Origin of the sequence: Tissierella sp. MB52-C2, assembly GCF_030931715.1 — a bacterium.
Lineage (GTDB): Bacteria > Bacillota > Clostridia > Tissierellales > Tissierellaceae > Tissierella.
Genome location: NZ_CP133261.1, coordinates 577208 through 603272 on the forward strand (window position 1 = coordinate 577208; position 26065 = coordinate 603272).

A 26065-nucleotide genomic window follows, 5' to 3' on the forward strand; every position below is an offset into this window, starting at 1 on the left:
TATGGACAATATATTATTGAAACTATTAATCTATGGAATGGGTACTACATTTTTTGTACTGATATTATTTTATTTTGTTATAAGAATCTTGGTTAAAGTATTTCCAGAGAAATAATCCCTTTAAAGGGATTATTTTTTATTTAATAAATCAAATTATAAAGGTTTTACTTGTAACTATTTAATTCTTTTTACGTAATATATACTGTACAAACTTTTTAGGGGGGAAAAAAATGGATAGAGAGTATAATAAGATACCTTGCAATTGTCAATTAGCAACTGCTTGTGTTCCTATGCAAATTATGAATGAAGTATTAAGTCCAAGAGAAGCATTAAAAGTTGGCACTCTATTCCCAGAATTAATTAAACCTAATTTTACAACAGGAATGGGAGATAGGGAAAGAGGAGGAAGATACCATGGATGTGAATAGGGCACAAATGGATTTGTTAGTAGAAATAATGGAAGTGTCTTTTGTTCTAGATGAGACATCTTTATATTTAGATACTCATCCAAACGATGAAAGAGCTTTGAGGCTGCATAATAATGCTTCTCAAAGATATACTGAATTAAAAAATATGTATCAGGTAAGATATGGTCCTCTAACAAATAGAGATATGAGTAGATATCCTTGGGGCTATATTGATGGACCTTGGCCTTGGGAAATAAACTTTACTAATTTTTAAAGGGGGATCAATATGTGGTTTTATGAAAAAAAATTACAATACCCAGTAAGGGTAGATACAACTAATCCTACATTAGCTGCTATGATAATAGAACAATTTGGTGGAGCAGACGGAGAATTATCAGCAGGAATAAGATATTTAACACAAAGATGGACTATGCCTACTAATGAAGGTAAGGCAATATTAACTGATATAGGCACAGAAGAATACGTACCATTATGTTATCAATGATAAAAGAAAACTACCTGGATAATTTCAGGTAGATCTCTAGTTCAAAATCATCAGGTTGATTATGCCATCTTCCACTTGCAGTTTTACAATAGAGAGCTTTTTCTATTACTTCTTTTAATAGTTTATTTTTATCCGCAGGTTCGTTTAGTGTCCAATAAGATTTAATAATATTTTCTATTTTAGGAATTAATATTTCCTCATGTAATTCCTTATCTTCTTGTAGGTTTATTTTCTTTAATAAATTATTCCTATCTTTTTTTAGAGAGCCTATTTTTGTAGATACTAGTTTGGATCTCTTCATAAATACTTCAGTAGAATATACACCTTGCTCTAATAAATCATACATACTATTCAATTGATTATTAAGAGTTTCTAATTTACTATCTAAGTCTTGTATAGTTTTATTTAGTATTTCGTTCTCTAGATTATTATTATTTTTCTTTTTTTGTTTTTTATATTTTAATTTATGTTCTTTAAGCCATAAATCTAAAGCATCTAATAACCTTTGTTCTACTAAATAAAGATGTGAGCTTACATTAGTGCAAGTTGGTCCATCACACATCAAAGTATCAGGATAATCTCCATTATATGGCCTTCTCTTCATTTTTCTATTACACATTTTACATACAACTATTCCTGCGAGGGGGTTCATTATTTTATATCTAGCCGGTACTGGTAGTGCTGGATTTTCTGAAAGATATTCTTGGGCTAAATCAAAAGTATGATTTTCAATAATGGGAGGATGCAGCCCTCGTATTAAAGTAATATCATCTTTCTTTGCCCTAGGTCGCTCTATGACTATCTCGCCATCAACAACTTTTTTAACCTGTGGTCTAAAACCATCTTTAATCATTCCAATATAAATTGGGTTACTTAAAATTCCTCTAATAGTGGAAGTAGTCCAGTATCCACCTTTTCTAGTGGGTGTTTTCATTTTATTCAAGTTATTAGCTATAATTGATATGCCAATTCTTTCATATGCTCCGTTTTCTCGTAATTGGCCCTTTGTGTACCATTCATATATTAATTTAACTATTTTAGATTCTTGAGGTATTATATCCAATGTATATCCTTTTTCATGTTGCAATTTAACTCTCCTATAGCCATAGGGAGCTACAGAGTGGACATACTTCCCCTCTGCTATAGATTGTTTCCTTCCACGTTGTAAACGCCTGTTGGTGGTCTTGTACTCTCTCCTAGACATAAACAAACCAAACTCAAAGTATTCCTCATCAAATTCATTAGAAGGATCATATATTTTCATAGGAGTAATGATTTTGGTATTAGAGTATTTAAAGGTCTGGGCAACAATACCCTGGTCTATAGTATCACCACGAGCCAAACGTTCCACTTCCATTACAAACACACCTTTTTTAGTCCCACTTTCAACTAATGAAAGGACCTTCTGCATCTCTGGCCTTGAAGCAATAGTCTCACCAGATACAACTTCTCTAAATATATTTTCTTCTGGAATATATATTCCCATCTTGTTGGATAACTCAGTAAGAATTTTCTCATGCCTCTTTAAAGTTTCACCTTCACCATTAAGCTCCGCTTCCATGTCTTTTCTTGATTTTCTTAGGTACATTAAGTAGTCATCCGATACGATGTTTTTAGTCATAAATTCACCTTCTTTTTTTAGTAGGGATTCTTTAATATTCATTATAGAATTTGTCATAGTAAACTTAATTATATATAAATACAGATATGGATAAAGACAAATATAGACATAATAAAAACCTATTTTAATAGGTTTTTATTTTTCTCTTTTATGTATAATGACATATTCATGAGTTATAGATTTCACAGGTTTTTTATTAACTTTAGATGTTTTAGATGGAATTCTTTTATTAGGAATCTGTCTTTGACCATAATCTATATTGGCAAATCTCTCATTTTCAATATATTTTTTAGTAATGTCTGTAAGATTTATAGTTATTCCATCTACGGTTCTATTGCCTAGAGTCATTACAATATATTCATTAGTGACTCTGCATAATTCTTTAAGAAAATAAAAATAATCATCAAAAAAATTTATAACCTTTTGTTTTTTAGAATGTGAAATTTGCTCTAAATACGGTTTTAATAAATCTAATTCAAATTTATTAAAATTAGCTATTCTTTTTTTTCCACCTAAGCTTGCGTTATCAATTTTTGAATAATTGTCAAGTTCCCAACCTTCAAGCTCTAAGTCCTTACTGTCAATCCAATGTAGTGGGAGCATTGAAAATTGTCCATAAGGCACTGTTGTAGCATTATCACCATAAGGTGGGGAAGTAATGGATATATCAAAAGAATTATCCTCAAAATCTTCAATTTTATCTAATATATCAGATTTATATAATTTAAAGTTATCATAAGAACATCCAAACATACTGATATTTCTTTTTACAGAGTCTAAATAATCAGAGATTACATTATTCTGAATGTTTGCAATAGAAAACAAAGGTTTTATGTGTAACTTATAAGTAGAACTCCTAGTATTACTATATTTTCTAATTATGTCAGACATGATATACCAAAAATATAGTCTGTTTTTAGAGTCATCAATTTGCATAATAGACCTACGTATGATGCTCAGACTTTCTATTATGTCTTGCCTAAACCATTTATTTATATTATTGAAACTATGATTATTATTAGAAGTATTATCATCTAAAATAAGGTCCTCTAAAGTATCAATATCTGTAAGTATATTTTCTGTTATACCTTGAAGTTTAACTTTAGTTATAAGGTTTGCTAAAGGGTTTATATCACATCCAAATAATTGAACATCTTTAGATATTTCAATACTTTCGTATAGTGAAGTTCCAGAACCATGAAAAGGATCAAAAATGTTTATGGTTTTATTTGGTTCTATTAATTTTCTTAAAATTTCTTTTTGCATCGGAGCAACCATTACTGCAGGGTATAATGCTGTACCATGAATATCGCTACTTTTTTTATAGTTTTTATATGAAATATTTGCTATCATAAAATCATCTCCTGGTTATATTATATAAAAAATTAGATATGATTACCAGGAAATCTTTATGATTTCAACATTTCATTGATGAAAACTACAAATGTTCCTGCCTTTTTAGCTAATTCTTCAATATCATTCTTGGAAATATAGGTAGTTGATTTGTGAGCTCCTAAATGTGCTTCTGCGATTATTGACTTATATGCATCTTTATCTAAGATGTTTTTTAAACTATCAAAATCTATTTTAGCATTAATTGATATCTTAGTTTTTAGATTGTTATTACTACCAATATATTCTATAATTTTATAAACTCTATCTTCTAATTTCTTAATGTTTAAAAACAAGTTGTTAAATTTTTCAGTTTTCATCAGAGAATCTACACTTATTTCAAAAACAGCTCTAATAGAGCAAGAAATCATTTCTTCATACTCATCTAGATTTAAACTATTAATTTGATTGATTAAATTACTGACATGAGAATTATAATCTATTGTATAAGAATTAATAGTTGGGATAGTTATTAATTCTTTTTCTGTATTAGACCCTAAAACGTCACTTTTAGGTTCATAAAATTCTAGTGTTAAATTATTACAAGTTGGTCCTGTATGAGGATCTAGATAAGAATAAGTAATTGTTATACTAGATGGTTTAGTAATTGACTTTAGTATGCCAGTTATACACTCTTTATCATCAACTTTCATAGATATTTCCTTATTATCAATATCTAGATTTTTACTATCTTTTGCATATTTAATATAACCATATAAATTAATTTGTTTAGTTGGTATTGATATTTTTTTATGTTTAGTTACTAATTCAATTATTGCTGGTAGGTAAGTATCATCTTTATCATCATTTTCATCATCGTCTGTTGGATTGCTAGGGTTTGTGTCGCTATCTTTGTCTTGTCCATCATTTGTAGAAGTAGAATTGCTTATATATGCACAAATCTTTCTTCCAAAAATTGAGTATTCAATTTTATTTCCATCTATACTGATATCTACATCATCCCGGAATTTAAAATTACTTTTAATTAATTCTCTTAGTTTTTCTTTTGAAAAATCAATATTCGAGTTAGATAAGTTAGTTTTTGTTAATATATCAAGAGTGATTAAATCTTTTTTATATTCTGATGCCTTTTCTTGTATAAATATATTGATTTCTTCGATGAATTTAGTAATATTAGTCGTAAGTTTATTTTGGACAAATTGTGTTCTATCAGAGTTGAAATCTAAATCTTGATTGTTTGAATAAATATTGATATTGCCAATTATTTGATTCATAATAGAGGCATATTTAACTTTTTGCATTACATTTGTATCAAATAAAGTATAATTATTGAATAAGTTAGTATTTATATAAACTAAAGGAGTTAGTTCGTTTCTATTATCATAAAAAAGACTGTTAATCTTCTTTTTATCATGTGATTTTAAAGAGAATATAATCAAATCTAAGTCAATTTTAAAATCATCATATGGAAAAGTAAAATCATATTCCATAGCTTTGACGTTATTATGGTAGAATACGACTTTAGAATTATCAGATTTATATTTCACGTTAAAAAGCTGTCTTTCGGGTAGTATAGAATGAAAGTTTGAAGATTTGTTAGTACAATATTTTTCATTATCTATTTCTAACTCAATATTAAAATTATCATTAAACTTATCTACGTCAAAACTATGTAGCAATCTAGCTATCGTCTGTGATTTATCTAATTCTTCTTTAAAAAGTAAAACATTTTCTTCATCCATACATATATCTATAAGTGTTCCTCGTGATACACCTTCTTTTTCTAAAATCGGTATATCAATGTCTTCAATATTTTCTGATTCAATGATATCGCTATAATTAATTCTAAATTCACAGCCTTTATTAGAATTATTGGTGCTAGTTTTCCAAGTAACAGATTCGCCAAACTTAAAAACTGATAGAAATCCTAAACCTTTAGAACCTTGTATATATCTTCCATTAACTAATTTCGCGTACTCTTTATTACTTTTTGAAATATGTAATAGAGTTTCTATATCGCTCTTATTCATCCCATACCCATCATCTAATATGGATAAAGTCTTTTTTTGAGAATCAAATGTTATTTTAACATTATTTGCTCTAGCATCAAAAGAATTTTTAATGAGTTCATTAATTGCAACTAAATAAGTAGGTATTTTTTCAGATAGTTCATCGACTATGTTTCCACTTACTTTCATCCTAACCATTTTATAATCCTCCTTTTATATTTAATTTAATAATATTAACTCTAGTTTTCATTACTAGTATCATTGCTAGTTCCTATTTCTTCATAAGCAGACTCAATTAATGACTTAATATTTCCTTCATTTAAAAGTTGAAATTCTTTGAAATTAATTAAAGATTATTGGTTGTTTTTATCATCATGTTATGTAATCATTCCTTTACAAATGTAACATTTTGTCGAATTATGTTGAATGTTAGTTCTACCATAAAGTCTAAAAAGACTCAAATCTCTAAATTTAAACTCAATTTATTTTAATATTTATAGGTATCACACTACTTGCACGACTATATTCCCAACGTCTCTTTAGTCTTAGTCCCTGCAATTCTATCTGCAGTAAGACCATTATCTTTTTGAAATGCTTTTATAGCTTCTTTAGTTTTTTCTCCAGCTATGCCATCAGCCTTTCCACAGTCATATCCTAGTTCATTAAGCTTCTCTTGGATTTTTTTAATCTCTGCCTTTTTATCAGCTGTAGACGTAGAAGATTTCTTTGTACTGCTTGTACTAGATTTAGCAGAACTACTACTATAAGGACAAACACCATCACTATGTAAATGAGCAGGATTACCTCCACAATGATAGTGATAACTACCTAAACCACTTTTATTTTTATTATCCTTATGCCCGCCATTTGAGTCTGTCTTACCTGGATGTCCTAAAGTAGTAGCAGGTGTTAGTGCTATTGTAGCAGCTAACATTAATGATGTGATTCTTCTTTTTTTCATTAGTATTCCTCCTTGTAGTATTATATTTAATCTCAAATTAGAATAAATATAGATTTCTCCATATATGCAAATATGTAGTTGTATGTTGCTTTTATATCTTCTATCTGGCACACCATTGTTGTTAAGTTTTCTCCCCATAGCACTATTAACACTATGGGGAATTTTCTTTTAGGCTAATTTTATTCTTTTTTCATTTTTGCAAAAGCTATATATGATAAAATCATTTGTACTATAATAAACATAAAATATAACATAAAAAGTAAAATTGATACACTGTAAAGAATTGCACCTGTCAAAATAAATCCTCTTTTGTTTAGAAAATATCCTAGTATATTAAAGATTAATCCAATTCCTACACATAGCATGTGAGGGAATACTAATGCTGTAGCTATAGCAGCTCCTGCTTGCTCAGCACCTGTAGTGCTACCTATACCTCCACCAAAATGTCCTATCAAGTAGATTAGATACATTAGTGTAAGTACCCATGAAATTAATGCTAACTTACTCCTTTTCTTTTTAATTACTTGTTCGCTCATACTAACATCCCCTTTTATAATTATATTATTAAATGCCTTAAGGCTTTTAACCATTTTGTTCAAATCTTAATTCAATTAATTTTTTCGGAACTTTAAAATATAAGCGTTCATAAATAACCTTCTTTTTTTTCATTTGTGTTCCTCCTTAAATTATTTGTATTTATTATTAAATTTGGATACTACATCAGATAATGAAAATCCTACCTTAAATGATAATAGAATACCTACAACTGTACTTAATGAACCTATGAAGGCATTTTCTATGCTTAAAGCACATATAAGTAATGAGATAAAGGATAAGAATAAAGAAAATATAGTTCCTAATACCTTGTTCCAAATATCTCTTTTGGGTTTATATTTATTTTTTGGCTTATATTTATTGTTAAATTCATAATTATTACTTGATGAAGGAATATTAATATCTATATCAATGCCTTCCACACCTGTCTGTTCATTTATTACCAAATGTATAGATTTAGATAAAAGTTCATCCCCATAATCTTCTAGAACATTATTTTTAAATTCGTTCCTTGGATTAGATGTTTTTTCATTGGTTTTCAAATCAACAGATACTAGTGCTTTTCTTATTAAATCATCTCTATTCCATAGTTCAACATCATTACGTTTCGCTAATTTAATTGCCCTGGATGTAAAATAATTATTGGTAACTACTAAGCATTTATTGGCTTGGTAGTAGTCTTTAGCTTCAATGATTTCTTGAACAGAAGAAATTTCAATAGTATTTGAATATATTTCACCTTTGACTACAGTTTTTTCATTATTCCTTGAAATTATTAAATCTGCACCATAGTTATTTGATACAGGAGTACGTTCAACGTCATATCCTAAGTTTTCAAAAAGATTTACTAAATATTCTTCAAATTCATTATTAGATAAATTATCTATATATAAATCATTCATATTTTTCCTCCTATCATTAAAAATAATATTTTGTCGAATTATGTCGAATGTCAGTTCTGCTATAAAGTCTAAAAAAGACTCAAATCTCTAAATTTGAGCTATATCTATTTACATTTTATTATTAAAAATAATTTATACTTCTTTCGGTAATATATAAATCTTCAGCTATTTGTTCTTGAGTATATCCTTCATAAGAAATCTCATCTATGCTAATATCTAAAAGTTTTAAAGCAAAATAATCAGCCTGCTTTTCTAATTTTCCTCTATTTATAAGCTTACTATTATAAGCAGATTTGGTTACTTCAATATGTAATAGGACGTGTCTAAGTTCATGGGCTAAAACAAGTTTTTCATACTGATAAGGAAGATCATCTCTAATAAAAACAGCCTCTAATCCAAAATGGCTCCTAAATAAATAGCTTCGTTATCTTGTAGAAGATAATCATCCTCATAAACTCTTTTTATATCTATATTTAACAAGTCATATATTTCAAAAATATATCTAGAATAACAATAATCTATAACTCAATCTACATATTTATCAATCCAGGCAGGTTAAATCCATAATATGACCTCAAAACTAAACTACTTTTTATAATCTATTACTGACTACTTCTTATATTTATAGCTAACCATCTTCATCTGTTCCAACAAAGCATTAGCAAATTCTAAAATCTCATTATCATCTAGTTTATCGGAATCAAATCCTCCAGAGACAAATATTTGATGTTTATTTACATATGCACGAGCTTCAGCTGAATTTACGAATTCTTCAGGGACTAAGTTCTGCTCCTCTTTGTCCTTATAAGGATTTTTTACATTAGATGCTCCCATCAAATAATCAAGTGATACATTAAAATATTCGGCTATTTTCTTTTTTATTTCATCCCCTGGCATTCTATTTCCAGCTTCATATTGAGAAAGTGTTGAGTTATTTATATTTAATATTTTTGAAAACTCTAATTGAGAAATCTCCTTTTCTTCTCTCAAGAATTTTATTCTTTTACCTAATGTATTTTGCATAATTACCACCTTTCACAATATGTAAATTAACTATATTATAACAAATAAATAAATATAAAAAGGATATTTTACGAAATGTCAAAGTTGATATCAGTATTTACATTTGGTAAACATATAGTGATTTAGGATTTATAGTTAGTAAAACTAAGGAAGGGTGTAAAATGAAAATGGAAATAGTAAGGTACCAGAAGAAATTGCTAGGCATATAGTGAGAATATTAAATGTAGAAATTAAGGATGTTTTTTTACCAGTAACTTTTACAATTAGTAAAGCAAACAATCAAACAGAGTAGTGGGTGAGTCAAAGAAAAATACTAGATAAAGATATGGAAATAACTGGGAAAGTAGTAAATTATTTAATGAAAGTTGAAGAGTTAACATTTGAAAAAATAAAAACTATATTGAATTATACATCTATTGCTATGTCTATATATGATGCCATATTAAAAAAACATGCTAATAAATTAGATGAATAGGAGATTGAGGCTTTTACAGAAAAATATTTGTAAAGGATTATAAAGTAAATGTGACATAGGACAAATTTATTCCAACATAAGCTGTATAAAGGGGTTGGAAATATGGAAGTAGGAGTTAAGCAAATAGAAGCAAATGAACCATTGAAAGTAATGAAAATAGAAAATACTACAATAAAAATATTTATGTCTGATTTCGCATATAAGGGTGATGAAGAAATAGAAAGGGCTTTAGATAGGATTAGTAACATATGGATAGATGCCTATATAAATGGGAGAGTAGATTTGGAGATGCTGGAGAAATTAGGGCCATTTGAAATGATAAATATATTTTGAAAGGAATGAGAAGAAGAGATGAAACAAATTAGATTAATTGGTTTCACTTGTAAGGCAAAGGACCTAATTACTAGGCTAAATGAGGAATGGGAAAAGTTAGAAAAGATTAAAAAAGACAAGGAAAAGAAAACAACTTAGTTTCTTCATTAATTAAATTTTATCACGAAAAAAGATGGGATGAGGTAACTAGAGAGGTATTTCAAATGACAGGAGCAGCCCTTTCAGTAGTATTTTCAAGATAAGGAGGGACAAGCAAGATATATAAAGGTAGCAAACGGACAAGTAATTACAGAAGATAGTGAAATCGTAGAGGGTATAGGAGTTGTTGAGGAAGCTCCTGAATTCAGTGTGGAAGTACAAATATGGGTAAAATAGATGAAGGATTTATAGTGGATTTAAAAGGAAAACAATTTGTAACCTATAAAGTATTACTAGATCCTGTACGTCATAAAGGATTAATTTCTAAGGTGATAAGCTTGGATTACAGCAAAGATACGAGTTATTACATAATTTTAAGAAAAATGGGACAACTGAAGTAGTGGATATAAAGGGAGTTGAGACTAAAGAATTTAAAATCAAGAAAAAACTATTTGAATATAAGTATCGTGACTAACATTGGAGGTGATTAAGTAAAGGCAATTTACCCTTAAAAGATAAATTGCCAGATGTTTATAATAAAGGGTTTTCTATTAAAGTAGCAAATTGAGCTAGATGGAAATGATCGTCATTTACTGTAGTTCTTACTCTTGCGAAGTGTACGTGTTTTCCGTTGCCCACATCGATAGCTGGACCAGTTAGTCTTTCAATCTGATGATGGTGATTTTCAAAGAAATCGGTATTAGTAAATAATTCATGCCTATGGTTACCATTAGAGAAGAAGATTGGTTCGCCAGTAACTCCAGCGAAACGATGGTTGTGTCTATCATCACATTCTTCTGCTAACATTGTACTACCTTCAAACTCATGCACATGACCTGGTTCGAATTCAATACAATCAGGGTTATCATAATTTGTGCTATTCATTGATTACACATCCTTATTTAAAATTTATAAACTTTACATACTCAAGTAATGCTTGTTAGGCTTGTATATAGTTTACATTACATTATATTAAGGTGTAGATAGTTTTGATACAGATAAATTAAAATATGGTGGGAATGATGAGGAAACAAAACCTTAGGGCATGGGATAGAATCCATAAGAACAGGTGGAAGCCATGAAGAAAATTAGATGCATTAAATGTGGCAAACTACTTCTTGAACTTGAAGGAAAGGCAGAAATAATATGTCCTATATGTAAGACTAAGAATAAATTTGATACTAAAAAGAATAGCTAGTCATTTATATGAAATTGAACTTTGAAAACTGAATAATGCGGTATTGAAATTAAAAGTATTTACCACAATATGCAAAATGAATTTATTGTATATGCTATAATATCCATATGAGTAATGCATAATAGTAGAAAAATATGACAGATGAAATATCCCTAGAAGCTGAGTTGGTTATAGTAAGATTTTTATGGAGGTGTAAATATGCATGGTATAGTATCATTGCTGCCTCAACCTTATTATGAAGAGGTTGAAAACATATGGAATGAGTTAGAAAAAGAAATTGGATTAAGTGGAATTAGGGTTACACCATATCCACATTTTTCATGGCAAATTGCAGAAAGCTACGATATAGACAAATTAATAAATGTATTTGAAGATATTGCAGTATGTACAAAACCATTTAAAGTAAAAACAACGGGGATAGGATTGTTTACTGGAAAATCCCCAGTTATTTTTATACCCGTAGTTAAAGATGCTCAACTATTGAAGTTCCATTATTCTGTTTGGGAAAGATTAAAACAAGTAGGAGAAGATATAAGTGATTATTATAGTCCACAATCGTGGATTCCTCATATTAGTTTAGCATATGAGGATGTTACAAAAGAAAATATAGAAAAATTATTAAAAAAACTATCATTTATAGATTTTAGTTGGAGCTTTGAAGTAGATAATATTTCATTTATTTATGAGCCAAATGGACAAATAGGGGAACTAAAATATAGAATTGATTTCAAAAGATAGCATTAATGATTTGATTGGAGGTTTAGCATACTGGTGTGGGATACTTCACCTAACATGATATTTGCACAAGGGGGCACTAGGGCATAATCTTTATATTAAAGGTCATAATTAATAAAACCAAATATTTCATCGAAATACCGTATTATTCAGAGAAGAATTATGCGGTATTCTAAGTAACTAAAGTTATTTATGAGAAATAATAATTAGAAATTTGGACCTTGAAGGCTGAATCATAAAGTATTGAGAATATTAATTACTAGAATTATTCAATAATTGATACTTGGGATGGAATATGGTAAAATTTTAAAAATATAATTTACTATTATTTAATAGTTATAAACTAGTGATAATTGATGTTAGTTAGGTTATTACGCTAAGGCATTTAATAAATGAAGTTTTGGAAGGAAGTGGTTTTTATGATAAAAACAATAGTTATAAACCTAAAAGTGTTAGGAGGAAACACGTAAAATAGCTTTCCAATAAATTTAGGGAGGAAGTATATGAATTCAGAGTTGAGTTTATATGAGGTTAAATTGGAGGAAGAGATTGATTTGTTTTGGCAAAGAAGAAATCAATATATGAGAGAAGATATAATTCCTAATTGTACATTAGGAACTCCAATAGATGAAGATGCGGAAAAATGGTTTTTTTCAAGAGAATATAAAAATCATATAATGATGCTTTTCAATAGAGAAGAAGATCAATTGAAAATCTTATTTTTTAAAATAAATAATAAATATGTTGGATTTTGTGTTTATGTAACTTATATTTCAGAGGACGGCAAGTGTTTCATAGTTGATTATTGTATAGATTTGAATCATAGAAATCAAGGTCTAGGCAAGCAGTTTTTTTATCTTCTAAAAGATCATGTGATTGAGAAGGGAGCTAAATATTTCGCACTTAATCTATCCAACGAGAACAATCAAAAGTTTTGGAAATCTTTAGGATTTGAAAAGGGATCTGCTGATGAATTTGGAAATGATATTTATTTTAACAAGATAAGTATGGATTAATGCAAACTTAAATAACTACTAAGAAATTCAATACGCTTAAAATGTATAAAATATTAATTAAGTAAATTATTGAAGTTGATGAAAGTATTATAGTAGTTGTGAAGATATTCACCTGTAAGGTAGGAGTTTATTTAATATAAAACATGAATATTTGACTGAAATACCGTTTGGCATAGATGGTTTAAAGCAAATGATAAAATAGTGCTAAAAAATGTTATTTTGATGCTATTGTAGCTGCGTTAATATGGTACTAGGGAAAATTGTTCAGCTTCATAATTTAAGTATCTTTTTCAAAACCTCGTTATCTTGATGGGATCTTTTTATTAGAATGAAAGAGGTAATTATATGAAAATATTTGAAAGAAGTATTTATAAGTAAAGGCCCTATAGGAAACTATAGGGCCTTTGTCTTTGGAGAGCTTTAGAACTAGTGTGTGCAATGATTCAGGAATTGTTTAATAATACCTTCTACCATCACATCAGCCATTTCTAAAGCTTGTATCTCAATGGTATCATATACTGTAATGCTATCCTCATACCTTTTTTCAAGCATGTAAACAGCCTCAGATTTAGTTAGTGCCAAGTGTTCATACAGCATGGATTTCCATTCTTCCTCAGACCAATATGGATTGATACTAACAAGAAAAGCGGCAATTTTATCTGTGTTTTCATACCATCTTCTTTCAGTTTCAGCAGCTGCTTCTTCATTACCTGCTTTGGCTTCCTTTACAAGTTGGGCGGCGAGGACAAGATGGTTTGTAAGTAGATTAGCAAGCTGGGAGGCGATTTGATCTCCATAAAAAGGTTTTAGAGCTGATTCGAAGTCTTTAGGGTTTCTGAGAAGACGTTTTATAACAAAGTCTACATCTGGCAAATCGAAAACAATACTAACGATAGCTAGTCTGGTCCAAACAGCGTGTTGCATCCAGAGCAGACGAAATTGATTGTTTAAATATAATTTTGTTGCATTCATTCCTGTAGAAAGAATATTAAAGTTTGAGTAGTAATAATTATATTCAGGTTCAGGGCATATGTGAATGACTTGACCGGTGTGGAGATTATTTAAATCTATATCTAGATTTGCAGACGCAATATCATAAATGGTAGTATTGTATCTTTGAGCTAATAGAGATAATGTATCATATGGTTGAATTGTATAAGGAAATGCTTGTGTTGGATTTTGAAACATATTTAATCACCACTTTTATAATTTTTATATATTATCATATGATTATACAAATGAAAAAGTGCATTTTTTATCTACTTTTATACTTGAAAATGTGAGAAATAGTATAGTAAAGAATGGTAAAGACATTTTTGAAATAAATATACTGAGTGATTAATTTGTGCCTTGCCGAAAAGCAGCAAATACTATATTAGCACATCAACCTCACAGACAGGATGAAATTGATGTGCTAATATAGTATTATGGAAGACTATTCCAAAACCATGTGTCAAAATTAAATAAGGATTACAAAAATCTTACAAGTTCCCTGGTGGGACTTTTTATTGTCCTTACTCCCTATAAATATAGTTATAAATGTGTATAATAGTTTAGTGTAGAAGCTAATAATTTGAATATAATATTGACAGTATAAGTATTGTTGTATATACTTATTGATAAGATAAGGGAGTAGTTAGCACAATAAGAATTGTGTAATAAAGTCAACATACTGATAAAATTCATCTGGCTTTATTTTAAATAATGAGACTTGTCTGCAGAAAAAGACTGCAGACAGGTCTTTTTTTATATTAGAAATAAGCATAAAGGAGAAGAAGATATGAGTTTGCTTGAATTGTTTATTATTGCAGTTGGTTTATCAATGGATGCATTTGCAGTCGCCATTTGCAAAGGGTTATCTATGAATAAGATTAGTATTAAAAAAGCTGGAATCGTAGGCTTGTATTTTGGAGTATTCCAATCAGGAATGCCTTTGATTGGATATTTTCTTGGGGTAAAGTTTCACAATAAAATTACATCTATGGATCACTGGATAGCATTTATACTGCTTGGACTTATTGGAATAACCATGATTCGAGAGTCAAGAAGAGGTAAATGTGAGATTGAAGTTAATTCTCAAACTGATGAGGATACTAATGAATTTCTTGATTTTAAAAATATGTCTGTTTTAGCATTGGCAACAAGTATTGATGCCTTAGCAGTAGGAGTTACCTTTGCTTTTCTTAACGTAAATATTACTTCAGCAATTTCATTTATTGGAATTGTTACTTTTATATTATCAATGATTGGTGTAAAGATAGGTAATGTATTCGGTTCAGCTTACAAATCAAAAGCAGAATTTATAGGTGGATTAATTTTAATACTTATGGGTTTTAAGATTTTACTTAGTCATGTAGGAATAATCGCTTTTAGATGAAAGTCTACATTAGGATACCTAGACGAACTTAGAGAAGAAGATCATCTATTGCTTGTAGATAAACTAGTACGTTTAAAGTGTAAAATGAAATAGTTTAAATAGGGATAGATTTATGAATTGGTGGAAAGATAAAATGTATAATAAGTATTTACTAAGGAGGAGTAACTTGGACAATAACCTAGAAACAATAAAATCACTTAATGAGCTATTGCAAGGAGAATACATGGCAATAGAAAGTTTTAATAATTTTATATCTAGATTAGAAGATGAGAAGATGAGAAAGAGTTTTCAGGATATTCAAAAACAGCACAGGGAGAATGTAGAGATATTAGCAAACTACATTCAGAACATAGGAGGTCAGCCAGATGAAAACCTTGGAATGAAGGGGAAAATGGGTGATATTATGCTTAATATGGAGCTAGGACCAGATTCAATAGATAATGAAATTATTAAAAAAGCCATAGAGGGAGAAACAAAAGGAGTTAATATGGCAGAAAAAGTATTAAGAGGTAAATTAGATGAGAAGTCACGAGATATAGCAGGTGAGATACTAGAAAATGATAGAAGGTCAATAGAGAAATTAAAAAATTCAAATAAGCACTAGAGCCACTAGGCTCTTTTTTCACGCAAAAATGCACTTTTAAATTAAGCGTAACAGGCTAAATATGTTTAACTAATTATTATTTTAAATCCTCATACTCAGACAAGAGCTTGTCTAGTAATTGACTTAGTTTGATTACCTCAGAATCAAGAAGATTGTAACTCTTCTCCGATATTAAATTGTGAAGTTTAATTCTAGTTATTTCAATTTCTTTAACGAGTTTTTCAGTTGTAGCTTTGTTGTTCAACTATCATACTCCTTTTCTATGGTGGATTTATTTAACCTGTCACGCTAATATAAGTTTACAAAAAATATGAGGTAGGTGGTGATATGAAGAAAAAAGGTGGAAGACTTAGCAAATATGAAATAGAGTGGAAAGATAAATTAATAGTTATAGAGGGCTAGGCAAGTTGAAAACGCCTTACTTAAAAGAGCATTAGGCTATGAATATGAAGAAGTAACACAAGAGGGGGTTATCAAAAAAGAGGTGAAAGGAGATTCGATGACAGATTTACATGGATTCCCCATAGCTGAAATGATAACAGCCAAAGTAGTAAAAAAGTAAGTAGTTCTAGATACTACAGTACAAATATTTTGGTTTAAGAATAGAAAATCTAAACAATGTAGAGATAAAAGAGAAACAGAAGTTACAGGTGGGCCAATTGAAATTACAGGACAAAAACTTATTGAGAAACCTACTAAAGGAAAAAATAAAGAAAAAATAATTACTATAATTAATTCCTTGAAAGATGAAGAGGTGAAAGCTCTACGGTAATCTAGGGTCTTTTTTGTTTTGCCAAAACCTTCCAGTATAAAATCTAAAATAAATCACACAATATAAATGTAAGGTTCGTAAATAGGTTTCGAAAAAATATGTTCTTATTTTATAAGGTCCGTAATGGATTTTTTAAATAGACGTATTGCTCGGTTCCATTACGGACCTTACTTTTTTATTTTTGAAGTAACTATGAAAGCTCTAGGGTAAAATCTAGTTTTTTTGGTTTATAGTAACACTTGTACTAGTCCACCATATAATAATATTAGGAAAGTCATAAATAAACTTTTCTAATATTAAAAGAGGAAGGCGAAAATAGTAGATATTAACCAGCTAGCTAAAGAGCAAATGCAAAACGAACCAATTAGAATAGGTGCAACATGTGTGGCACAAATAGAAGGAAGATTTTTCTTGCTTATAGAAATAGAAATAGAAGTTATGGGTTTTGAAAGAGAAGAAGTAATCATATTTGAGATAACAGCGGCAGAAGCAGCAGCACTAATAGCAGCAGGAGTTATGCGTTGTCGAATAGTTACCACAATTCCTACTCCAGGTCCAGGACAGGACGTAAATCTTATTTGTGCATTTGTAGTAGGCCAAAATGCATTTCTGGTGTTTAATGTTGAAAATGCAACTGATCGTCTAGTTCTAGTGAGAGTACCTTTATGTACTATTATTGAATAAAATGAAAATATATCCATTGGAACACCTTAGAGTAAAATCTAGGGTCTTGTTTGTTTTTGATTTTTTGTCTTAGCTGTGTAATTCTAGTGCAATTTACACCTATAATTAGCCTTGCAGTCTCTTCTGGACCACCTGCACGAGAAGAATAAGGCACTGGTGGCGGCGGAGGTAGGAAACCTCCGGATCCCAATAAGCCATATCCTATAGGCCCGTAAGCCAAAATAGATACTCCTCTCTACAAGTGTAAAAATAGCACTAGAAGTAGAAAGGAGTATTTATTATACCTATGAAGCATTATTAAACAGAATCAACTTCTTGGTCTTTCCTATTTTTGAGGATTAATACAAGGTATACTCATCTGTAGGATTATATTCTGTAACTAAGAATTCATTTAAGGCTCTAGAATAAAGCCTAGGGGTTTTTTTCATTTTTTTGGAAGTACTTATAATATTAATTATCGGAATGTGACTTGTATTTAAGGAAGGGTATTATATAGCTCTAATACTATTATATTGATTTACTTAAATTTGGTGATATAAATGTTTAGTATATAGAGTGAAAGTTAATTTTGCAAATCACTCAGAGAAAATTAAAGATACTAGACTAGAAGTTACATAAAAAGTTAACAAAATAAGTAACATAATTTTGAGGACAGTATATACAGATATTAAGGGAGGATTGTATATGGCTGAAATCAAAAGAGATATTTATAGCGACAATTTGCATAGATATGATTATGATGAAATGGGAGAAGAACTGATTGATCAGAATACAAGAGGTAATAATGGACTTTGCCAAAGGTCTGCAAATATATTAAATGCTTCTATATTAACATCAGAAGAGGATCTATGTGTAGTAATATTTAATAGAGATATTGAAGCTGAAATTGCAGGAAGACCTACAAGAAGTCCTTTGGCATTAGCAGCATTGTTTTCTTTTGAATCTATGGATAACATAGGTAGGATCTTAAATTTAGGGGAAACAGTAATACTTCAAAAAGAAATAAATCCTTTTATAACCGCTTTAAGGGAAAGAGGAATTGAAGTAACTGCTTTGCATAACCACTGGTTATTTGATAGGCCAAGGCTATTTTATATTCATTTCTTTTCTATAGAACATCCAATAACTTTTGCAAAAAAAGTTGCTGAGGCTCTTCGAGTATTAAGATCTTAAATTTGACTAGGATTAAACTCCTAGTCTTTATTGTTTTTTGAAAGTATAAATACTATTACCTTAATATTTATAAAATTTTATATTAGAAAGATAAAATAAGTCGTTTTAAATGTTATGTTTTTATTAAATATAAAAATATATAGTTAGTGTGTGGCTTATATAAGAACATTCCATATGAAGTATAAAGAAGATCCTTGACAATGTTAATTAATAGGTATAGCATACGGGTATAAATGTAAAAATGATTAATGGAGGCAAAAAAGATGAGCGATTTTAAAAAGATAGATGTTAGAAATGCTGTTCGTAAAAGTTATAGTAAAATAGCTACTGGAAATATAAAAGAGGATGGCTGCTGCGGAGGAGATATTAAGTTTAAAAAATCTACAATAGAGATATCACGTAAAATCGGATATTCTAATGAAGAAATATCAACTGCCCCAGAAGAAGCTAATATGGGATTGGGTTGCGGAAATCCTCAATTAATAGCTAATCTTAAAGAAGGTGAAACTGTTATAGACCTTGGAAGTGGAGGAGGGTTTGACTGTTTTTTAGCTTCAAAAAAAGTTGGGGTTAAGGGATATGTTATTGGGGTTGATATGACTCCAGAGATGATTAATAAATCAAGAGTTACATCTAAAAAACATAGATATAGAAATGTAGATTTTAGACTAGGTGAAATTGAAAATCTTCCTGTAGCAGATAATACTGCAGACGTAATTATTTCGAACTGTGTTATAAATTTATCTCCCAATAAACAAAGAGTATATAACGAAGCTTATCGTGTATTAAAAAAGGGTGGTAGAGTTGCTATTTCCGATATAGTTCTGATTAGAGAATTGACAGAGGAAATGAAACAAGATGAAAGCCTTTATTGTGGATGAGTTACTGGCGCATCTTCGGTTGAAGAATTAAAATTATATTTAGAAAAGGCTGGTTTTAGTGATATTAGTATTGAAACCCAAGAAGTATCAAAAGAATATGCTGAGAAATGGGCACATAATTTAAAAGTCGGAGAATATATTATGTCTGCATCAATAAAGGCAACAAAATTATAGAATAAGGTATGGTATAGAAGAAAATCTGTTTCTATAATATAAACAATAAACCACATATTTTTAGCTATATCACCAACAACATGGTGGCACAGAAGAACTAGCTCATTGGGAAATGATTGGAACATTAGTGTGGAGACTAGTAAAAGATGCAACACCTGCTCAAATAAAAGGTACACCATTTGAAGCACATTATGTAAATCATGGAAAGAGCCCATTTCCTCATAATGCAGGAGGAGAAGCTTGGACGGCTTCATATATTGGGTCGAAAGATGATCCAATAGCAGATTTACATGAAGATATGGCAGCGGAAGAGAAAGCAAGAGCTACCTATGAATGGCTAATACGTGTAAGTGATGATCCTGGAGTAACAGATACATTAAGATTTCTTAGACAAAGAGAAATAGTGCATTTCCAAAGATTTGGTGAAGTACTGATGATAGTACAAAATGAAATGGATAGAAAAAAATATTACTAATTAGATATATAGATAAATCTAAGGCTCATATCTTTCAAAAATATGAGCCTTTTTACGATAAGAATTAAATAAACTGAGGAATAGTTTTGATAATGATTTAATTTTTGTGATTAACCCAACCCAAAATGGATATATATAAATAGAGCAATAAGGCTTTGTTTAAACTAAGATAAGCAATATATAAAATATATATAAAAAATAAAAGGGGGAATTTTAATGAATGCAATGACAGCAGAAAATTTAAGATCAGCATTTGGTGGAGAATCTCAAGCACATATGAGATATAGAATATGGGGAGATAAGGCTAAAAAAGATGGTTTTCCAACAGTGGCTAGATTGTTCATGGCTACATCAGATGCAGAAGAGGTTCATGCTACATTACATTTTAAAGCATTAAAAGACATATCAGGTGATTTTTTAGTAGCATCAGGAGCAGGATTTGGATTAAGCAGCACTTCAGATAATCTTCAAGGAGCAATAAATGGAGAATTGCATGAAGTTAATCAAATGTACCCTGCATACATAGCAGTGGCAGAAATGCAAGGAGAAAAAACAGCAGTATCAGCTATGAGATTTGCAATTGAAGCAGAAAAGGTTCATGCAGATTTATTTACTAAAGCTAAGGAAGCTGTAGATGCAGGTAAAGATTTAGAAGCTAAAGTAGTAGAACTATGTCCAATATGCGGGTATATTTCACTAACAGGTGAGGAAGATAACTGCCCACTTTGTAAAGCAAAGAAAGAGTTATTTATAGCGTATTAATAAATAATGCTAGACATACAAGTATGTCTAGCATTATAATTTATATATAACTTAAAAAAAATTACATAATAGATAATTGACACAGAGGAGTGCTTCATATGGTGACGGAAACTATTACCTTATCCTTACTTCTTGGTAAATTAACAGGAGGAAAGATACGGAACATAGGAAATTTATATATTAATGGTTGGTATTTATTTGTTATATCTTTTTTAGCGGAAATCATAAGCCTGTTTATAGCTTCAAAAACTAATGGAAATTTAAGTATTATAATAGAAAACAATTTCTTTTATATACATATATTTATTTATCTATTATTGATTATGGGATTAATGATGAACTTTCGCGAAATTGGACTTAGAATAACTTTATTTGGATCTACCTTAAACTTTTTACCGCTTCTTTTAAATAATGGAAAAATGCCTGTTTCAATAAATGCTTTAAAGCATTCAAAACTTTATATTCAATTATCTTTATTAGATGAAGGAAGAATAATGACTCATGCTTTAGCAGATAAAGGAACGAAATTGTGGATTTTAGGAGATATAATACCTATACCAAAACCTTATTTTTTTCCCAAAATAATTAGTATTGGAGACATTTTAATTGCCTTAGGACTTTTTATTTTGATTGTAACTCATATGAAAAAGAGATATATAGTAGAAGGAAAAACTATCGAATTTTATAAATCCTAATTTCATTAGGGTTTATTTTTTTGTATTTTTGGGAAACTATAAGAAAAGACATAAGGAGGTATTTTTTTGAGATTTAGACTTTTCATTATAGCTGTTATACCTGCTGTGATTATTCTTTTAGGTATATATCTATCTGACAGACGCGATAGGGAACCTTTAAAAGTTTTGTTATTTACCTATATTTTAGGAGCATTAACAGTAATTCCTTCAATAATAGTTGAAGAAATTTTGATATCTTTTAATATATTTCCTGGAGTATTAGGTGCATTATTTAATGCGTTTATTGTTGCAGGACTTACAGAAGAATACTTTAAAAGATTAGCAGTATTAAAATACCCATATAAAACAAAATTCTTTGATGAAAAGCTAGACGGTATAGTCTATTCAGTGTTTGTAACTATGGGGTTTGCAACTGTAGAAAATATAATTTATGTAGCTTATAGATATACCAATAATCCATTTATAGGCTTATATAGAGGAATATTTTCAGTACCAGCCCATGCTGTATTTGGAATAACTATGGGATATTATTTATCTTTAGCAAGATTCGATACAGATATAGATAGGAAAAGAAGAAATATGAAGAGATCCCTTTATATGCCTGTGATTATGCATGGAATATTTGACTTTATATTAATGGCTGAAATTCCTCACCTTACAATAATATTTGTTCCTTATGTAATATTCTTATGGATTTTAAATCAAAGAAGACTAGCAAGTTTCATGTATGATTCAAAGTCTAAAATAATAAATGTTAGAAGAGAAGAATAAATTTTTATTGTATAAACAATTGACACAGTATAAAATCAAAGGTAGAGGATTCTCTACCTTTTAATCATAAGGACAAGCTATAATACTTTAAGGAGGAAGGAATGAAAAAGTTAATAATTATTTTTACACTGATAATCAGTTTATCAGTTGGGATATTTGGTTCTATAATAGTTAAAGAAATCTTAGTATTTCAAGAGAATGACTATGTGAAAGGAAATAAGGATATAGTAAATGAAGATTTAGGAATTGAAGAAGAAAATGAAAGTGATGAGGAACTTGAAGAGAAGGTATCCACCATAAGATTATTGGCAGTAGGAGATATCATGTTTCACTCTCCACAGTATAAAGCTGCCTATAACCATGAAACTAATAGCTATGATTTCAGTCATTCATTTAAACATATTAAAAAATATTCAGAAGATGCAGATATAGCCCTAGCTAATTTTGAAACAGTAACAAGAGAAGACGTGAGTTATTCAGGATTTCCAAGATTTAATACTCCTAAAGAATCATTATTGGCCCTAAAGGAAGCGGGATTTGATATACTTGCTACAGCAAATAATCACTGTTTAGATCAAGGGAAAAAAGGATTAATTAATACTATAAATAATATACATGAATATCGAATGAAAAATATAGGAACATATATAGAAACAAATAATATTCTTATAGAAGAAGTAGAAGGGATAAAAATAGGATTTCTTTCATACACTTACGGATTAAATGGCATGGATGGTATGTTATCTAAAGAAGAATTATCCTATATGGTAAATAGAATAGACGAAGAAAAAATAAAAAAAGACATTGAAAAAACAAAGAGTTTAGATGCAGATATTACAGTGGTATTTATTCATTGGGGAAATGAATATGAGAGAGAGCCTTCAAATTATCAAATAGAATTAGGAGAAAAAATGGTGGATTGGGGTGCAAACATTATTTTAGGAAGCCATCCTCATGTAATTCAAAAATCTCAAATAATTAATAAAAATGGTAAAGATAATTTCATTATATATTCCCTAGGAAATTTTATATCTAATCAGAGAAAAGATACTATGGATAATTCCTATACTGAAGATGGTATTATGATCCAATTGGAAATTGAAAAGAACTTTACAAAAGGAGAAACTGAAATTAAAAACATAGGCTATATACCAACCTGGGTTCATAAGTATAGAAAGGATAATAAATTATTTTATGAAGTGCTTCCGATAGATGATTATTTGAATGGAGAGTTAGATACAGCTAATAAGGATGCTATCAAGATGAGACTAAAGAAATCTCTACAAGATACTATGGACAAAATGGTTGAAAATTAGATATTTTCAGAATTAAATTAAATTTAATATATTCAATTTATTAGTTCAAATAAGACAATATATATTATATAATAGAAACAAGTAATAAAAATACGATAAGAGGTGTGATATTCCTTGCAATTTTTCAGATCATTATTTTCCAATCTAAGAATAGCTGACATAATAGATATCATAGTTGTAGCAGCAGTTTTTTATAAACTTTTCAAATTAATCAGAGAGACTAGAGCCGAACAATTGACAAAAGGGATTTTTGCACTATTTATATTTGCGGAAGTTAGTGGACTTTTAAAACTATATACTATTAACTGGATATTAAAAAGTGCAATGACAGTTGGAGTCATAGCAATACTAATAGTATTTCAACCAGAATTACGTCGTGGACTAGAATATATTGGAAGATCAAGATTTTTTACTAAGTCTTTCTTGGAAATCAAAGGAGAGAGTCTTTCAAGGACTGTAGATGAAATAGTAGAGGCCTGTGCCTCCTTATCTAGGCAAAGAATAGGAGCTTTAATAGTTTTGGAAAGGCAAACTGGTTTAAATGAAGTTGTAGAAACAGGAACTAAAATCAACGGAGAGGTATCTAGTAATTTACTTATAAATATATTTATTCCAAATACTCCATTACATGATGGGGCAGTAATTATAAAAGAAGATATGGTTAAGGCGGCAGCCTGTTTCCTGCCTCTTACAGAGAATATAAACTTGAGTAAAGAGCTGGGAACTAGACATAGAGCAGCATTGGGAATATCCGAAAGGTCTGATAGCCTATCTATAATAGTTTCAGAAGAAACAGGAGCCATATCCATAGCAGAGAATGGAACTATAGCAAGACACTTGGATTCTCAAACACTTAAACAAATACTAACTGATATGTATAAGCCAAAGGATTCACAGGAAGCATTTATTATAAAATGGAGGCGAAAAGATGAGCAAGGAGAAGAATGATTTAACCTTAAAGATCTTTGCTTTTACTATAGCAATTGTTTTGTGGGGCTATGTTATGAGTATAGAAAATCCAGATATATCAAAGGAGTATAGAAATATAACTCTAACATTGAATAATACTGACGAATTAGATAGACAAAACTTAATAGTTATGGAGCCAAAGGAGGTCACTATATCTGTTAAGGTAACAGGTAGAAAATCGGACATGGCAAATTTTTCACCGGACCTAATAAAGGCTCAGGCAGATTTATCTGGCTATGGTGAAGGTAAGAAGAAAGTGCCAGTAAATGTAAGCTTAAATCAATTTAATAATATAAAGATAGTTAATTATGAACCTAAAGAAATACTATTCACATTTGACAAACTAATAACGAGAGAAAAAGCAGTTACTATTAAAACCTCAGGTGAGTTAGAGTCAGGTTATGTATTAGGAGATATAACAACAAAATCTGGATCAATATTATTAAAGGGTCCTAGAACATGGGTAAATCAAGTATCTGAAGCAGTAGCAGTGGTGGACATTACTGGAATGAAAGATGATAACTCTAAAACAGCAGTTATACAATTAATAGATGATCAAGGGAATGATGTTCGAGGAGTGGAAAAAGAACCTAATACAGTAGATGTAGACACCTCTATATTTAGGACTGTAAATGTACCTATTGAGCTTAAAACGGAAAACCAACTTCCTGATCAGTATGAAATTACTAATATTACCATAAACCCTAGAACTGTAACGCTAAAGGGTGATAAAAATATAGTTAACTTAAGGTCTATTCAGACTAAAGCCATAGATATAAATTCATTAATAGAAAATACGACTCAAACCGTAGAACTAGAATTACCACCAAATGTATCCCTCTTAAATCCAAATGAAAAGATTACAATTTCCTTAAATATTGAGGAGATTTCCACTAGAGTCTTAGAATATACCTTAGAGGATATAGATATGTTAAATTTAGATACAGATCTAATTATAGACAAAGAACATTCTCAGGAACCTATATATCTGACAGTAAAGGGAAATAGTGAAGTTGTTGAAAAACTAAATAAAGAAGATCTGGGGTTATATTTAGATTTACTTAATCTTAATGAAGGAATTCATGAAGTGCTTTTAGGATTTAATGCACCAGCAGGAATTACAGTTAAAGAGATTACGCCACAACCTATGGAGTTAAAATTAACTAAACATTAAGGGGGAA

The 26065-nt window shown here is 29.6% G+C and carries 33 protein-coding genes and 1 pseudogene; 22 read left to right on the plus strand and 12 right to left on the minus strand.

Features of this window, described 5'->3' with window-relative positions:
* The first annotated feature begins 1 nt into the window (after position 1).
* From RBU61_RS02890 to RBU61_RS02905, 4 genes are all read left to right on the plus strand, one after another.
* A complete protein-coding gene (locus RBU61_RS02890) occupies positions 2-115 on the plus strand; it encodes an OadG family protein (protein WP_154439924.1) in 114 nt (37 codons plus the stop codon).
* A gap of 115 nt (positions 116-230) precedes the next feature.
* Positions 231-428: a spore coat associated protein CotJA gene (locus tag RBU61_RS02895; protein WP_308878056.1), complete on the plus strand. Its 198-nt coding sequence runs from the start codon at positions 231-233 to the stop codon at positions 426-428.
* On the plus strand, positions 415-681 hold the full coding sequence (locus tag RBU61_RS02900) for a spore coat protein CotJB (RefSeq protein WP_308878057.1): 267 nt from the start codon (positions 415-417) through the stop codon (positions 679-681). The genes RBU61_RS02895 and RBU61_RS02900 overlap by 14 nt, the downstream gene beginning before the upstream one ends.
* A 12-nt stretch (positions 682-693) precedes the next feature.
* The gene (locus tag RBU61_RS02905) at positions 694-912 is read left to right on the plus strand and encodes a manganese catalase family protein (RefSeq protein WP_308878058.1); all 219 of its coding nucleotides are present in this window, start codon (positions 694-696) and stop codon (positions 910-912) included.
* A 10-nt stretch (positions 913-922) separates the two neighbouring features.
* Here the strand turns inward: RBU61_RS02905 and RBU61_RS02910 are convergent, their stop codons facing one another.
* The 8 genes from RBU61_RS02910 to RBU61_RS02940 form a co-directional block, all read right to left on the minus strand.
* On the minus strand, positions 923-2533 hold the full coding sequence (locus RBU61_RS02910; RefSeq protein ID WP_308878059.1) for a recombinase family protein: 1611 nt from the start codon (positions 2531-2533) through the stop codon (positions 923-925).
* Between the two features lie 135 nt (positions 2534-2668).
* Entirely contained in the window at positions 2669-3886 is a 1218-nt protein-coding gene (locus tag RBU61_RS02915) for a hypothetical protein (protein ID WP_308878060.1), read from the minus strand.
* 56 nt (positions 3887-3942) lie between these two features.
* On the minus strand, positions 3943-6093 hold the full coding sequence (locus tag RBU61_RS02920) for an ATP-binding protein (RefSeq protein WP_308878061.1): 2151 nt from the start codon (positions 6091-6093) through the stop codon (positions 3943-3945).
* Between the two features lie 322 nt (positions 6094-6415).
* Positions 6416-6856 (minus strand): peptidoglycan-binding protein, encoded by a 441-nt coding sequence (locus tag RBU61_RS02925; protein WP_308878062.1) that lies wholly within the window; start codon positions 6854-6856, stop codon positions 6416-6418.
* Positions 6857-7035: 179 nt separating this feature from the next.
* Positions 7036-7392: a hypothetical protein gene (locus RBU61_RS02930; RefSeq protein ID WP_308878063.1), complete on the minus strand. Its 357-nt coding sequence runs from the start codon at positions 7390-7392 to the stop codon at positions 7036-7038.
* 150 nt (positions 7393-7542) lie between these two features.
* The gene (locus tag RBU61_RS02935) at positions 7543-8313 is read right to left on the minus strand and encodes a restriction endonuclease (RefSeq protein WP_308878064.1); all 771 of its coding nucleotides are present in this window, start codon (positions 8311-8313) and stop codon (positions 7543-7545) included.
* A gap of 121 nt (positions 8314-8434) precedes the next feature.
* The gene (locus RBU61_RS19465) at positions 8435-8692 is read right to left on the minus strand and encodes an ImmA/IrrE family metallo-endopeptidase (protein ID WP_374212506.1); all 258 of its coding nucleotides are present in this window, start codon (positions 8690-8692) and stop codon (positions 8435-8437) included.
* 230 nt (positions 8693-8922) lie between these two features.
* Positions 8923-9336 carry a helix-turn-helix transcriptional regulator gene (locus tag RBU61_RS02940; protein ID WP_308878065.1) on the minus strand — a complete coding sequence of 138 codons (414 nt, stop codon included), beginning with the start codon at positions 9334-9336 and terminating at the stop codon, positions 8923-8925.
* A 295-nt stretch (positions 9337-9631) separates the two neighbouring features.
* On the opposite strand from RBU61_RS02940, the gene RBU61_RS02945 reads away from it, so the two are divergent.
* The 4 genes from RBU61_RS02945 (at position 9632) to RBU61_RS19470 (ending at position 10757) form a co-directional block, all read left to right on the plus strand.
* The gene (locus tag RBU61_RS02945; protein ID WP_308878066.1) at positions 9632-9811 is read left to right on the plus strand and encodes a hypothetical protein; all 180 of its coding nucleotides are present in this window, start codon (positions 9632-9634) and stop codon (positions 9809-9811) included.
* Positions 9812-9913: 102 nt separating this feature from the next.
* On the plus strand, positions 9914-10144 hold the full coding sequence (locus RBU61_RS02950; protein ID WP_308878067.1) for a hypothetical protein: 231 nt from the start codon (positions 9914-9916) through the stop codon (positions 10142-10144).
* A 362-nt stretch (positions 10145-10506) separates the two neighbouring features.
* Positions 10507-10683, plus strand: a complete 177-nt coding sequence (locus RBU61_RS02955) for a hypothetical protein (protein WP_308878068.1) — start codon at positions 10507-10509, stop codon at positions 10681-10683.
* On the plus strand, positions 10683-10757 hold the full coding sequence (locus tag RBU61_RS19470; RefSeq protein WP_374212507.1) for a DUF1064 domain-containing protein: 75 nt from the start codon (positions 10683-10685) through the stop codon (positions 10755-10757). The genes RBU61_RS02955 and RBU61_RS19470 overlap by 1 nt, the downstream gene beginning before the upstream one ends.
* Before the next feature lie 56 nt (positions 10758-10813).
* On the opposite strand, the gene RBU61_RS02960 is transcribed toward RBU61_RS19470, so the two are convergent.
* Positions 10814-11113, minus strand: coding sequence for a YmaF family protein (locus RBU61_RS02960; protein WP_308878069.1), 300 nt, complete (start codon positions 11111-11113; stop codon positions 10814-10816).
* Between the two features lie 565 nt (positions 11114-11678).
* Between RBU61_RS02960 and RBU61_RS02965 the strand changes: the two genes are divergently transcribed.
* A complete protein-coding gene (locus tag RBU61_RS02965; protein WP_308878070.1) occupies positions 11679-12218 on the plus strand; it encodes a 2'-5' RNA ligase family protein in 540 nt (179 codons plus the stop codon).
* A 500-nt stretch (positions 12219-12718) separates the two neighbouring features.
* Positions 12719-13231: a GNAT family N-acetyltransferase gene (locus RBU61_RS02970; protein WP_308878071.1), complete on the plus strand. Its 513-nt coding sequence runs from the start codon at positions 12719-12721 to the stop codon at positions 13229-13231.
* Positions 13232-13657: 426 nt separating this feature from the next.
* Here RBU61_RS02970 and RBU61_RS02975 read toward each other — a convergent pair whose 3' ends face one another.
* Entirely contained in the window at positions 13658-14419 is a 762-nt protein-coding gene (locus tag RBU61_RS02975; protein WP_308878072.1) for a LysM domain-containing protein, read from the minus strand.
* A 592-nt stretch (positions 14420-15011) separates the two neighbouring features.
* Between RBU61_RS02975 and RBU61_RS02980 the strand changes: the two genes are divergently transcribed.
* Both RBU61_RS02980 and RBU61_RS02985 read left to right on the plus strand, forming a co-directional pair.
* Positions 15012-15608 carry a manganese efflux pump MntP family protein gene (locus tag RBU61_RS02980; RefSeq protein ID WP_308878073.1) on the plus strand — a complete coding sequence of 199 codons (597 nt, stop codon included), beginning with the start codon at positions 15012-15014 and terminating at the stop codon, positions 15606-15608.
* Between the two features lie 166 nt (positions 15609-15774).
* Complete coding sequence (locus tag RBU61_RS02985) at positions 15775-16212, plus strand: DUF2383 domain-containing protein (protein ID WP_308878074.1); 438 nt, start codon at positions 15775-15777, stop codon at positions 16210-16212.
* A gap of 76 nt (positions 16213-16288) precedes the next feature.
* Here RBU61_RS02985 and RBU61_RS02990 read toward each other — a convergent pair whose 3' ends face one another.
* Positions 16289-16456: an aspartyl-phosphate phosphatase Spo0E family protein gene (locus tag RBU61_RS02990; RefSeq protein WP_308878075.1), complete on the minus strand. Its 168-nt coding sequence runs from the start codon at positions 16454-16456 to the stop codon at positions 16289-16291.
* Positions 16457-17368: 912 nt separating this feature from the next.
* Between RBU61_RS02990 and RBU61_RS02995 the strand changes: the two genes are divergently transcribed.
* Complete coding sequence (locus tag RBU61_RS02995) at positions 17369-17668, plus strand: hypothetical protein (protein ID WP_308878076.1); 300 nt, start codon at positions 17369-17371, stop codon at positions 17666-17668.
* Here RBU61_RS02995 and RBU61_RS03000 read toward each other — a convergent pair.
* Positions 17658-17888 carry a hypothetical protein gene (locus RBU61_RS03000; RefSeq protein WP_308878077.1) on the minus strand — a complete coding sequence of 77 codons (231 nt, stop codon included), beginning with the start codon at positions 17886-17888 and terminating at the stop codon, positions 17658-17660. The genes RBU61_RS02995 and RBU61_RS03000 overlap by 11 nt on opposite strands.
* A 464-nt stretch (positions 17889-18352) precedes the next feature.
* Here RBU61_RS03000 and RBU61_RS03005 point away from each other — a divergent pair, with 464 nt between their 5' ends.
* The 9 genes and pseudogenes from RBU61_RS03005 to RBU61_RS03045 all read left to right on the plus strand — a co-directional run bounded on the left by RBU61_RS03005 (position 18353) and on the right by RBU61_RS03045 (position 26058).
* The gene (locus RBU61_RS03005; RefSeq protein ID WP_308878078.1) at positions 18353-18841 is read left to right on the plus strand and encodes a DUF1259 domain-containing protein; all 489 of its coding nucleotides are present in this window, start codon (positions 18353-18355) and stop codon (positions 18839-18841) included.
* Between the two features lie 263 nt (positions 18842-19104).
* Positions 19105-19896: an arsenite methyltransferase gene (gene arsM / locus RBU61_RS03010; protein ID WP_308878079.1), complete on the plus strand. Its 792-nt coding sequence runs from the start codon at positions 19105-19107 to the stop codon at positions 19894-19896.
* Positions 19897-19993: 97 nt separating this feature from the next.
* Positions 19994-20371: pseudogene (locus RBU61_RS03015) on the plus strand (manganese catalase family protein); the annotation flags it as partial.
* 216 nt (positions 20372-20587) lie between these two features.
* Positions 20588-21133 (plus strand): ferritin family protein, encoded by a 546-nt coding sequence (locus RBU61_RS03020; RefSeq protein ID WP_308878080.1) that lies wholly within the window; start codon positions 20588-20590, stop codon positions 21131-21133.
* A 98-nt stretch (positions 21134-21231) separates the two neighbouring features.
* Positions 21232-21828, plus strand: coding sequence for a DUF5317 domain-containing protein (locus RBU61_RS03025; RefSeq protein ID WP_308878081.1), 597 nt, complete (start codon positions 21232-21234; stop codon positions 21826-21828).
* A 66-nt stretch (positions 21829-21894) separates the two neighbouring features.
* Positions 21895-22599 carry a PrsW family glutamic-type intramembrane protease gene (locus RBU61_RS03030; RefSeq protein ID WP_308878082.1) on the plus strand — a complete coding sequence of 235 codons (705 nt, stop codon included), beginning with the start codon at positions 21895-21897 and terminating at the stop codon, positions 22597-22599.
* Between the two features lie 101 nt (positions 22600-22700).
* Positions 22701-23915: a CapA family protein gene (locus RBU61_RS03035; protein WP_308878083.1), complete on the plus strand. Its 1215-nt coding sequence runs from the start codon at positions 22701-22703 to the stop codon at positions 23913-23915.
* Positions 23916-24029: 114 nt separating this feature from the next.
* Positions 24030-24863: a diadenylate cyclase CdaA gene (gene cdaA, locus RBU61_RS03040; protein ID WP_308878084.1), complete on the plus strand. Its 834-nt coding sequence runs from the start codon at positions 24030-24032 to the stop codon at positions 24861-24863.
* Positions 24844-26058 (plus strand): CdaR family protein, encoded by a 1215-nt coding sequence (locus RBU61_RS03045; protein WP_308878085.1) that lies wholly within the window; start codon positions 24844-24846, stop codon positions 26056-26058. Before cdaA ends, RBU61_RS03045 begins: the two co-directional genes overlap by 20 nt.
* Positions 26059-26065: the final 7 nt, after the last annotated feature.

Bases quoted from the DNA above. Each gene is read 5' to 3' on its own strand.
- RBU61_RS03035 (WP_308878083.1), top strand. From the start codon at position 22,701: ATGAAAAAGTTAATAATTATTTTTACACTGATAATCAGTTTATCAGTT.
- RBU61_RS02980 (WP_308878073.1), top strand. From the start codon at position 15,012: ATGAGTTTGCTTGAATTGTTTATTATTGCAGTTGGTTTATCAATGGAT.
- RBU61_RS03020 (WP_308878080.1), top strand. From the start codon at position 20,588: ATGAATGCAATGACAGCAGAAAATTTAAGATCAGCATTTGGTGGAGAA.
- RBU61_RS02910 (WP_308878059.1), bottom strand. From the start codon at position 2,533: ATGACTAAAAACATCGTATCGGATGACTACTTAATGTACCTAAGAAAA.
- RBU61_RS02930 (WP_308878063.1), bottom strand. From the start codon at position 7,392: ATGAGCGAACAAGTAATTAAAAAGAAAAGGAGTAAGTTAGCATTAATT.
- RBU61_RS02905 (WP_308878058.1), top strand. From the start codon at position 694: ATGTGGTTTTATGAAAAAAAATTACAATACCCAGTAAGGGTAGATACA.
- RBU61_RS02950 (WP_308878067.1), top strand. From the start codon at position 9,914: ATGGAAGTAGGAGTTAAGCAAATAGAAGCAAATGAACCATTGAAAGTA.
- RBU61_RS02915 (WP_308878060.1), bottom strand. From the start codon at position 3,886: ATGATAGCAAATATTTCATATAAAAACTATAAAAAAAGTAGCGATATT.
- RBU61_RS02920 (WP_308878061.1), bottom strand. From the start codon at position 6,093: ATGGTTAGGATGAAAGTAAGTGGAAACATAGTCGATGAACTATCTGAA.
- RBU61_RS03045 (WP_308878085.1), top strand. From the start codon at position 24,844: ATGAGCAAGGAGAAGAATGATTTAACCTTAAAGATCTTTGCTTTTACT.
- RBU61_RS03025 (WP_308878081.1), top strand. From the start codon at position 21,232: ATGGTGACGGAAACTATTACCTTATCCTTACTTCTTGGTAAATTAACA.
- RBU61_RS02975 (WP_308878072.1), bottom strand. From the start codon at position 14,419: ATGTTTCAAAATCCAACACAAGCATTTCCTTATACAATTCAACCATAT.
- RBU61_RS02970 (WP_308878071.1), top strand. From the start codon at position 12,719: ATGAATTCAGAGTTGAGTTTATATGAGGTTAAATTGGAGGAAGAGATT.
- RBU61_RS02895 (WP_308878056.1), top strand. From the start codon at position 231: ATGGATAGAGAGTATAATAAGATACCTTGCAATTGTCAATTAGCAACT.
- RBU61_RS02935 (WP_308878064.1), bottom strand. From the start codon at position 8,313: ATGAATGATTTATATATAGATAATTTATCTAATAATGAATTTGAAGAA.
- RBU61_RS02940 (WP_308878065.1), bottom strand. From the start codon at position 9,336: ATGCAAAATACATTAGGTAAAAGAATAAAATTCTTGAGAGAAGAAAAG.
- RBU61_RS03005 (WP_308878078.1), top strand. From the start codon at position 18,353: ATGGCTGAAATCAAAAGAGATATTTATAGCGACAATTTGCATAGATAT.
- RBU61_RS02925 (WP_308878062.1), bottom strand. From the start codon at position 6,856: ATGAAAAAAAGAAGAATCACATCATTAATGTTAGCTGCTACAATAGCA.
- RBU61_RS02965 (WP_308878070.1), top strand. From the start codon at position 11,679: ATGCATGGTATAGTATCATTGCTGCCTCAACCTTATTATGAAGAGGTT.
- RBU61_RS02890 (WP_154439924.1), top strand. From the start codon at position 2: ATGGACAATATATTATTGAAACTATTAATCTATGGAATGGGTACTACA.
- RBU61_RS02900 (WP_308878057.1), top strand. From the start codon at position 415: ATGGATGTGAATAGGGCACAAATGGATTTGTTAGTAGAAATAATGGAA.
- RBU61_RS02955 (WP_308878068.1), top strand. From the start codon at position 10,507: ATGGGTAAAATAGATGAAGGATTTATAGTGGATTTAAAAGGAAAACAA.